The 9150-nt window shown below is 56.3% G+C and carries 5 protein-coding genes and 7 pseudogenes; 3 read left to right on the top strand and 9 right to left on the bottom strand.

Annotated elements, in window-relative coordinates:
• A pseudogene (locus ACXYMN_RS19240) lies at positions 1-154 on the top strand (UTP--glucose-1-phosphate uridylyltransferase); the annotation flags it as partial.
• A gap of 5 nt (positions 155-159) precedes the next feature.
• Positions 160-381 (top strand): annotated as a pseudogene (locus ACXYMN_RS19235) (NAD-dependent epimerase/dehydratase family protein); the annotation flags it as partial.
• 86 nt (positions 382-467) lie between these two features.
• On the opposite strand, the pseudogene ACXYMN_RS19230 reads toward ACXYMN_RS19235, so the two are convergent.
• Positions 468-1682: pseudogene (locus tag ACXYMN_RS19230) on the bottom strand (IS3 family transposase).
• A 48-nt stretch (positions 1683-1730) separates the two neighbouring features.
• Here ACXYMN_RS19230 and ACXYMN_RS19225 point away from each other — a divergent pair.
• Positions 1731-2075, top strand: a pseudogene (locus ACXYMN_RS19225) (transposase domain-containing protein); the annotation flags it as partial.
• On the opposite strand, the pseudogene ACXYMN_RS19220 reads toward ACXYMN_RS19225, so the two are convergent.
• The 8 genes and pseudogenes from ACXYMN_RS19220 to ACXYMN_RS19185 all read right to left on the bottom strand — a co-directional run.
• Positions 2028-2186, bottom strand: a pseudogene (locus ACXYMN_RS19220) (transposase); the annotation flags it as partial. The pseudogenes ACXYMN_RS19225 and ACXYMN_RS19220 sit on opposite strands and share 48 nt — an antisense overlap.
• A 155-nt stretch (positions 2187-2341) precedes the next feature.
• The gene (locus tag ACXYMN_RS19215) at positions 2342-2935 is read right to left on the bottom strand and encodes a plasmid pRiA4b ORF-3 family protein (RefSeq protein ID WP_459015650.1); all 594 of its coding nucleotides are present in this window, start codon (positions 2933-2935) and stop codon (positions 2342-2344) included.
• Positions 2932-4383, bottom strand: a pseudogene (gene tnpC, locus ACXYMN_RS19210) (IS66 family transposase); the annotation flags it as partial. The pseudogene tnpC and the gene ACXYMN_RS19215, both read right to left, overlap by 4 nt.
• 78 nt (positions 4384-4461) lie before the next feature.
• Positions 4462-4812 (bottom strand): annotated as a pseudogene (gene tnpB, locus ACXYMN_RS19205) (IS66 family insertion sequence element accessory protein TnpB).
• The gene (tnpA, locus tag ACXYMN_RS19200) at positions 4809-5222 is read right to left on the bottom strand and encodes an IS66-like element accessory protein TnpA (protein WP_459015649.1); all 414 of its coding nucleotides are present in this window, start codon (positions 5220-5222) and stop codon (positions 4809-4811) included. The pseudogene tnpB and the gene tnpA overlap by 4 nt, the downstream one beginning before the upstream one ends.
• 404 nt (positions 5223-5626) lie before the next feature.
• Positions 5627-6574, bottom strand: a complete 948-nt coding sequence (locus ACXYMN_RS19195) for a UDP-glucuronic acid decarboxylase family protein (RefSeq protein WP_459015652.1) — start codon at positions 6572-6574, stop codon at positions 5627-5629.
• A 60-nt stretch (positions 6575-6634) separates the two neighbouring features.
• On the bottom strand, positions 6635-7900 hold the full coding sequence (locus ACXYMN_RS19190; RefSeq protein ID WP_459015647.1) for a hypothetical protein: 1266 nt from the start codon (positions 7898-7900) through the stop codon (positions 6635-6637).
• A complete protein-coding gene (locus tag ACXYMN_RS19185) occupies positions 7897-9129 on the bottom strand; it encodes a lipopolysaccharide biosynthesis protein (RefSeq protein ID WP_459015645.1) in 1233 nt (410 codons plus the stop codon). The genes ACXYMN_RS19190 and ACXYMN_RS19185 overlap by 4 nt, the downstream gene beginning before the upstream one ends.
• Positions 9130-9150 lie beyond the last annotated feature (21 nt).

Here is a 9150-nt window from a genome sequence, read left to right as displayed (position 1 = left end):
CGGCCTGCGCTTTGACGGCGAACGCTTCGACTGCGGGTCGAAGTCGGGCTTCCTGCAGGCCACCGTCGCCTTCGGTCTGCGCCGTCCCGAGCTGCAGGACGACCTGCGGGCCTTCCTGCACGAGACCATCGCGGCGGAACAGGCGGCAGGCTGATCGGCATGGCGGGCAAGGTCCTTGTCACCGGCGGCGCGGGATATATCGGCAGCCACGCCTGCAAGGCGCTGGCGCGTGCGGGCTACACCCCGGTGACATTCGATAATTTCGTCACCGGCTGGCGCGATGCGGTCAAGTTCGGCCCGCTGGTCGAGGGCGACCTTCTGGATCGCGCGGCGCTCGACCAAGCCTTCGCCGAGCACACGCCCACAGTAGCCGTCGCATTTGGGTAGGTAATCATCGCCAAAAAATCGGGCAAAAGTTCGTGGAGACCTGAGCTACTCCCCGATCGTTGGACAGGATCTGGCGTAATTTAAGCTACTCGTTGCTCCTGCTGATCGGGTTGGTTGAGATCATTTCTTTGCCAGTAGACCAGCGCCGGAGGCTTGCCGCCCAGGGCTGAGTGAGGGCGCTGGTGGTTGTAGAAGGTCATCCATTTCCGGATGGCCGCCTTCGTCTCCGATCCTGTCTCCCAGGCGTGCAGGTAGACGCATTCGTATTTCAGGGTGCGCCCGAGCCGTTCGATGGAGATGTTATCAAGGAACCGGCCTTTCCCATCCATCGAGATCCGCACGCCAGACCGGCGCAGCCGATCCGTCCAGGCGAAGGACGTGAACTGAGAACTCTGATCCGTATTCATTATCTCAGGCGGGCCGAACTTGTGGATGGCCTCGTTCAGCGCGTCGACGCAGAAGTCGGCCTCCAGGGTGTTCGAGATCCGCCAGGACAGGACCTTGCGAGTGTGCCAGTCCATGATCGCCACGAGGTAGAGGAACCCGCGCCGCATGGGCAGGTAGGTGATATCCGAGCACCCGTCGCCCGGCAGGGTCATGCGCAGCATGATCCCGAGAGGAGGACCTGGTTCGGACGTTCTATCCGCAGCCCTCTCAGCAGGTAGGGATAGGACTTGTGCCCTTCGTCGGCCTGCTGGTGTTGGGCTTCTGGTAGATCGGCATGAGCCCCATCAGGCGCATCAGCCGCCGTATTCGCTTCTCGTTCACCAGGTGTCCGTCGTTACGCAGATGCCAGGTCATTTGCCGGACGCCGAAGAACGGCGTCTCCAGGAACTGCTCGTCGATCCGCCGCATCAGGCCGAGGTTCTGTTCGGTCTCGCCCTTGGGGGTGTCGTAGAAAGACGAACTTGCACTGCTGGCCGATCGACAGATCCGGGTGGCCAGCCTCGATCATGCCGCGCCTCACTTCCCGCCCCAGGGCTTCAGCTTTCGTTCCAAAAAAAAGTTGGCCACCGCCAGCTCCCCGATCTTGGCGTGGAGCTCCTTCACCTGCTCCTCGTCAATCTCCGGCTTCTTGCGGCCCCCGCGCTCAAACACACCGGACGCACCTTCAAGCAGGGCCCGCTCCCATTGATGGATCATCGTCGCCTCTCAGTGTTTGCTAAGCAAACACCTGCCGGTAACAGATGCATCCCGAACCGGCTCGCCAGCTCGGCGACCGTCTCTTCGCCTTTCAGGGCTTCCAGCGCGACCTTGGCCTTGAACTCAGGCGCGTGCTGCTTCCGTTTCGACATCTCTGATCTCCTTCTCGTCGAAGATCAGCAGACCGCAAATCGTAGCTTATGTCAGTGTCCGAATTTCGGGGGGTAGCTCACATCGACCTGTCTGCGATCCCCGAGAGCCAGCGCGCCGCTGTTCTGGCGGTGCTGCAGGAGCGCGATGCGCTAAAGGAAGCCAATCGGCGGCTCGAGCATCTCCTGGCTGAGTTGAACCATGTCGTGCATGGCAAACGGTCCGAGAAGCTGAGCGAGGACGACCGGCAGCTGACCTTCGAAGACCTGGAAACCGCCGTCGCCGAGGTCGAGACCCGCAAGGAACAGGCTGCGCCATCCACCACGACGCCGCGCCGGTCACGGCAGCGCAACCTCAAGAAGCTGATCGCGCCACTGCTCGATCTGGTTCGGGTGAAGGTCGAAATCTTGCGCCAGCTCGCTCAGCGTCTTCTCTCCCTTGATCGCGGCTACAGCCACTTTCGCCTTGAATGTCCGGCTGTGGTTCCGGCACGGTTGTCTTGCCATGGTCTTCTCCTCGCTTGCAGCATCATGCCGCTGTTGCGCAGAAAATCCACTTGTCCCGGTTGTCCATATTTTCGGAACCACATCTGAAAATATCACATTACCAAGCAAAAACAGCGGGGTAACCATCCGGCGTAGGCCGCGGTCGCTGACGTCTCTCAGATCGTAGCCTTGGGTTTGCGAGGCCGCGGGGCCCATATTTTCGCAAGCCGCTCGAAGCGTTCGATGATGGTGTCGGCCCCGGCATCCTCGGCGTCGAAGTCCCCGCCCGACCAGTGGACCATGTCCTCGGGCTGCTCGTGATCGGGATCGGCGAGGGTTTCGAGGAACTCCTCGTAGCCCCAGGCGCCGCCGACGTCCTCGGGCGGACAGGCCCCGGTGGCTTTCAGCAGCCGCGGATAGGTCACGCCCTGGGTGGCCTCGTTGACCCGCTCGATCCTGATGCTGTGGTCCCAGTCATCACCGAAGTCGTAGACATACTGGATCGTCCTGGTGGCGGTCTGGTCGAGCAGCTTTTCCAAGGTCATGTTCTTCGCGTCCAAGGGGCCGTCGTAGAACCCGTCCGGGTCGGGCATGCCCCAACCGGCATCACCCACCCGGAACTCGTAGAGATGGGTGTTGGTCCAGCCCATGGCCGCCTGGATGACCTCATGCAGCCGATCGAGTCTGATCTTCAGCGGCACCTCGATGTGGCGCATCGGCATTGGCTCGACGTCGTTCAGAATGATCCGGAGGCGGGCGATCAGGGTCATGCGGCCATCCTTTGCCGTGTCGAGGACCAATTCCAAGGCAGTAGATCCGGCACCCGAGAGGCTGTCGTGCAAGGCCTGAGGGTCGACATCGTTCATCTTCGCGGTGACGATCAGGGAATACATAAAGGCGGCGCGGTCACCGCCGCGCTCGGAGCCGGCGAAGAGCCATGACTTCCGGCCAAGGGCCACACCGCGGAGTACTCTCTCGGCCGCGTTGTTCGTCAAGCAGACTCGGCCATCCTCGAGGAAGCGCGTGAAGGCCTCCCATCGGTCTTTCTTGAACATGTAGTTGATCGCCTTGGCGACAGGATTGTGCTTCGACATCGTGCTCTGCTCGGCGCGCAGCCAAGCGTGAAATGCTTCCACCAAGGGACAGGACAACCGGTGCTTGGCCTCGAGCCGGAACGTGGCATCAAGGCCGTTGATCTGGCGTTCGATGTCGAAGATCGCGTCGATCCTCGCCACCGCCTCCAGTGCCACAGGAGATATATCGTGGGCGGACTTGCCCTTGCGGACATTGCCCTTGATGTCGGCAAGCTCGAAGAATTTCCGACGGGCATGGCTACAGCAGAGCGCGCTGCTGACCGGACCGGGATCACGGTCGCCGCGATAGAGGTCGTTATAACCGCCATAGGCATCGGCTTGAAGGATGCCCCGCCACTCGGCGAGATGCCGGTTCGGGTGAGCCATCTCCCGATCGCGCGAGAAGTAGAACAGCGCTGCCGACGGCGCACCGCCCGCGAAGGGCCGGTCGTCGCGGACATAGGTCCAGAGCCGCGCGGTCTTCGTCCCGCCCCGGGCCAAGAGCGGCACCGTGGTGTCGTCGCCGTGCAGCCGCTCGGCGGCCAGGACATGGGCCCTGATCAGCGCATGGATCGGCTCCAGCGCCACGGTGCAGGCCCCGACCTGGTCAGCCAGGGTGGACAGGCTGACCTCGACACCTTCCTTGGCGTAGCGCTGACTTGCCTGTTCAGCGGCTGATGCTGGCCGAACTTCTCGAACAGGATCATCGCCAGCAGGTTGGGCCCAGCCCAGCCACGGGGCGTGGGATGGAAGGGTGCCGGCGGCTGACTGAACTTCTCGCATGCCCGGCAGGTGAGCTTCTCGCGGACCGTCTGGATCACCTTCCACTGCTGGGGAATGACCTCGAGCGTCTCGGTGATATCCTCGCCCATCTTCACGATGCGATCCGAGCCACAGCAGGAACAGGCCGTGGGCGCCGAGATCACCACGCGCTCGCGCGGCAGTTGCTCCGGGAAGGGTTTGCGGGCCGGGCGGCGACGCTCGAACCCCGCGACGGACGTGGTCTTCACTACCTTCTCGGCGGCAATCTCGTCTTCGGTGGCTGCGGCCTCGAGTTCCTCGAGCTGCAATTCCATCTGGTCGATCAGGCGGGCGCGGCGCTCGGATCTGTGGCCATATTGCTCGCGCCGGAGCTTGGCGATCTCGGAAGCGGCATCTGGCATGGCCGAAACCTACCATGCAGGCATCGGAAAGCCCATAAAAATGAGGCCGACGGAGCCAATTTATCCCGCCTTTGCAGGGCGTTGCGTCCAGCGCGGATTGCGCCAGTCGATCCCCTCCAGGAGATAGAAGAGCTGGGCTGCGGATATCTGCACCGCTTCACCACTTCCGCTGGTCGGCCAGATGAACCTCCCGGCCTAGAGGCGCTTCGTATAAAGCGACATGCCGACCCCTTCGTGCCAAAGCAATTTTACCAGGTCGCCCTTGCGCCCGCGGAAGCAGAAAATCTCGCCCGCGTGCGGATCACGTCCCAGACCCTGCTGCACCGTCAGCACCAAGGTGTTCATCCCCCGCCACATGTCGTTGGCCCCACTGGCAATCCATACGCGCACCCCCGCCGGGAAGGCGATCATCGGCCTTCCAGGGTCGGCAGCAGCCGCGCCAAAACCTCTGGCTCCACCGACGAAGGGACGAGAAGCCGTCGCCCATTCCTCAGCACGATCTCGAGCTGGACATCAGGCGTGTTGCGCGGCGTCTCCCGTGCGGTCGCGGGCACGGTCGCAGGTGGCATGGACGAAACCGCCAGCGGGATGAATGAAGGCGGCGTCTCGACGCCAAATTCGCCAGCGGGATACTGGCGCCGCCATATGGTCAGCAGAGAGCGAGATACGCCATGCCGCCGCGCCGTCGCTGTCACCTGGAGATGCCCCAGGAAGCTCTCCTCCACGATCGCGATCTTGTCGCCATCGCTCCAGTGACGACGGCGCGGCGCATCCGCGGCAGAGAGGACTTCAATCTCGGGTCTGAACTTTTGGTCGGCCATAAAGTCGGACATAGCACCGACGCTGAAACCCCGTCAGACGGCCTCCACCGGAGGCATACACAGCGGGATAAGAAATGTTCAGAACGAACTAAAGAACCTTGACGGAAACTAACGGCGTTAACGGCGCTTTTTGCGCCAACTGTTCAGCCTGATCCGCCAAGTTTTCATGATCATTTGCGCAAATTGCGTCTTCGGTCGAAGAGATCAAGTCAACAAACTGACAGCTTGAAAGCGATGTTCAGGGCGGACTAGTCTGTGCTGTGGAGCAGACGGTCGAAGACAAAAGTTCCAAATATATGATGGCAGTCGGGAAACAAGTCACCGACTGCACAATCAGAAATTAAGTTCTCCGCTCCGACAAAGAATTCAAACGATTCTGACCTCGCGCAATAGAGGCGTCGACACTATGTTTGAAGTCGGGCGTCAAAATACTCGATGGTTCGAGCCAACCCTTCTTTGAGCTGAACTTTTGCTTCCCACTGAAGTAGTCTCTCTGCCAAACCAGTATCGGGCTGGCGTTGTCTGGGATCGTCCTGTGGCAAGGGTTTGTAAACAATCCTAGATTTTGAGTTGGTCAAATCCAGAACGGTTTCAGCCAATTCTAACATACTGAACTCATTCGGATTTCCGAGATTTATGGGGCCAGTAACGTCACTGGGAGTGTCCATTAGAGAAATGAAACCGCTAATCAAGTCATCGACATAACAAAAGGACCGTGTTTGACTACCATCGCCGAATATTGTCAGATCTTGTTCCGTCAATGCCTGAACAATAAAGTTCGACACCACTCGACCGTCCTGTGGGTGCATTCGTGGCCCATAAGTGTTGAAAATCCGGGCTACCTTTATTGATACATTGTGCGCACGATGATAGTCGAAAAACAATGTTTCGGCGCAGCGTTTTCCTTCATCATAACACGAACGAATACCGATCGGATTTACATTTCCCCAATATCCCTCTGGTTGAGGATGCACGTCGGGATCCCCGTATACTTCAGAAGTCGATCCTTGAAACACTCGTGCGCCGGTTCTTTTGGCCAATCCTAGCATGTGAACGGCCCCGAGTACACTGGCCTTCATCGTCTGAATCGGGTTGTGTTGGTAATGTATCGGGCTGGCTGGGCAGGCCAAATTATAAATTTCGTCCACCTCGACATATAGTGGAATTGTGACATCGTGTCGCAATAATTCAAACCTATGGTGGTCGAGCAAGTGGGCCACATTGGAGCGGCTGCCTGTAAAAAAATTGTCGGCACACAAAACTTCATGTCCTGCTTCAATCAGGCGATCACACAAGTGGCTACCTAAGAAGCCTGCGCCTCCGGTTACGAGAATTCGTTTAACTAATTGCACTTTTTTTCCTTTGTGCGTTGCTCGGTTGCTGCTACCGAAATTGCCTTCCAAACCGGATATTTATCCGGGCTTCCCTCGGTTGCGCCAAGTTAATCTTTCGCTTGCCACGCATGTATGCCAAACCAAGAGAAACAGTAAGAAGCGAGCTAGACCAAGGCCATTGTAAATATAGTTGTCAACCGGTCCTACTGCTAACACCACGCCTAGAAAAATCAAGAGGGGCATCGATGCTTGCGGCGAAAGAGCCAGCAGTAATGCTCCGACAAAGATGACGATAATTGTTGTGCCTAAGTAGCCGAAGTCGAACAGCGGTACGGAAAAGGCGGTCATATAGAGGCCGATGGAGGGATTTTCGAGTACAATCATATTTTGCCATTTTGCTCGGGCGCATCGCAGAACAAGACATAGTTCATCCATAGTATAGTCGGGTGTTCCAAAGAGACCGTAGTCAGCCTCAGAGAATAGGTAGCGAAATTCTGCTTGCGAGTGCGAGATGTAGTTCGTGAAGTAGATCGTGGGACCAATTGCAGACCAGTCGCTAGCGGCGGAAACAATGCCGGGTTTAATTGGGACTTTGTCGAAGGTACGCGAGAAAAGCAGCGTCCGCGACCAATCAAAACCGACGGTTAAGGTGTTCGCTGAACGTCCCTTGGTCTGATAGTCAAAAAGCGCGATTGTTGCTACCAAGGCTCCCGCGGCTAAAAACGCTCCGCGCAGCCGAAACAGTTTTCGATTGATTGCCAGCGCGTGAAACAACAGTACAAACATTGGGACGTTGCGCGTGCCAAGAGCGATCATATCAATAAGCACCATGACGATCAGTGGAAGTAGCAGCAACAGATAGCTACGTTCTCTAATCCGAAGAAATGCTAAGACAATGGCCAAAGGGTAAAACCAGATTGTGATCACGCTCGTTGCGCCACCTCCTCCCAGCTCCGCATTGCGAGTTTCTAGAAGTCCAACCGTTTGAAACGATTCAATATAAGCATAGCGGCTAAAGACGACGGTCACGAGAAAGCAGCTCAAGTAGATCGACTGAAATGTGCGCAAATTGACTGGGATCGTTATATCCCCATTAGGAATCATGCGAGTAATAATTACCAGCATGAAAATTAAAATGCTTCCGGTTATCAACGTGGTAATTATCGAATACCTGGGGTCGACCGTAAAAAATAAATAGTGAACGACTTGAATAGCCAACACCATTAACAATAGCGACAATAGTCGCGTCCGAAGCGTCGCGCCCTGCAGTTGTCTAACTCGCCGTGGTCTTCTCGCCTGAGCTTTTCCAGAAGCCATTCTAACAGGAAGTGAAATTTCGTTCACCTTTTCTGGCTTCTAGAAAGGACATTCAGAATAAGAACGAACTGCGAGACAGTGGCTACACTAAACCCCAACAAAAGACCATACGCGGCACCCTGAATTCCATATCTTTGTACTAGAATGACCAACGTTATTGTAGTCACTGCCAAGGTCAAGCCACTCAGGGCGGAACTGACAATCAACCGATCGAGGCAGATCAGACAAATATTCATCATCCGATAAAGACCGAATGTTGTTAGCGCCAACATGAGCGGCAGAATGAGTGAGCTTGACGCCTCAAATTCTGGTGACACCCAATACGGAAGAAACCACATTAAAATTGGTCCCGCAATACACGCTGTGCCGTAGCTAACCGCGGCAACTAGTGAAAAACGCTTCAAGAAAATTCGCCGTACGTTACAACGGTCGGCGGTGAAGTTTTGATAGGCCCAGGCTTCGAATGGAGGGCTTAGAGCGGCAAAGAGAAGTGTGATAACGGCTGCAAACTGCACTGCGACGCTATAAATACCCAAATCGTCCTTGGAGACGAAATTCAACAATACAATTCGATCGAGGCTGAAAAGCAGCGTGATAATTAACGCGCCGGGCCAGATCGGGGCTGCTATTTCGAGCATTCGATGGAACATCGGTTTGTCCCAAATCGGAACAACGTCATGCTTGCGGTGCATAATTAAAAAAGTGACAAACATCGATGCTAAAGCTACAAAAATATCAACAAAAACTCGCGAACGCCAGTCGGGGAGTATCGAGAGCGCAAGCGCCAGAGTCAGAAGATGCGTCGTGCCCAAGGCCATTAGGCTCCAACTGACATAAGGAATCACGTTGCGCGTGACATGCCAAAAGTTGTGTAGCGTCAATGTCGGCAATCGACTAGTGGCTACTATCAAAATACACGCCCACAATCCAGGACTGACCTGCGCCAACTCTGCCTCTGTTAGGTATAGTAGGGCCACAAAAAAAGCCACTATTACCACAAGGGCAACACTATATGTCAGCGTCGCGCCAAACATTCGAGTGAGCAGCTCGGGAGTTTGGGAATACAGCTTTTTGACCACAGTATTCAATTCAATGCGAATGAATGTTGCTGCGACAGTCGAAAGTGTTACGTATGCAGCAATAACGCCAAAATCGGCCGGCGTCAGCGCGCGTGTCAAAAAAGGCAACGTAAAGAACGGAACGGCAGCATTAAGTCCAGCGGCGACCAAATAGATCAGTGCATTTTTACTTCTCAAAATTTAATTTACCATCATGAT

The organism is Roseivivax sp. CAU 1753 (assembly GCF_054482575.1).
This window is presented reverse-complemented; position numbering and strand designations above follow the sequence as displayed.

Excerpts from the sequence above, each read along its gene's own strand:
- ACXYMN_RS19215 (WP_459015650.1), bottom strand. The coding sequence starts at position 2,935 with ATGACCCTGATCGCCCGCCTCCGGATCATTCTGAACGACGTCGAGCCA.
- tnpA (WP_459015649.1), bottom strand. The coding sequence starts at position 5,222 with ATGGCCGACCAAAAGTTCAGACCCGAGATTGAAGTCCTCTCTGCCGCG.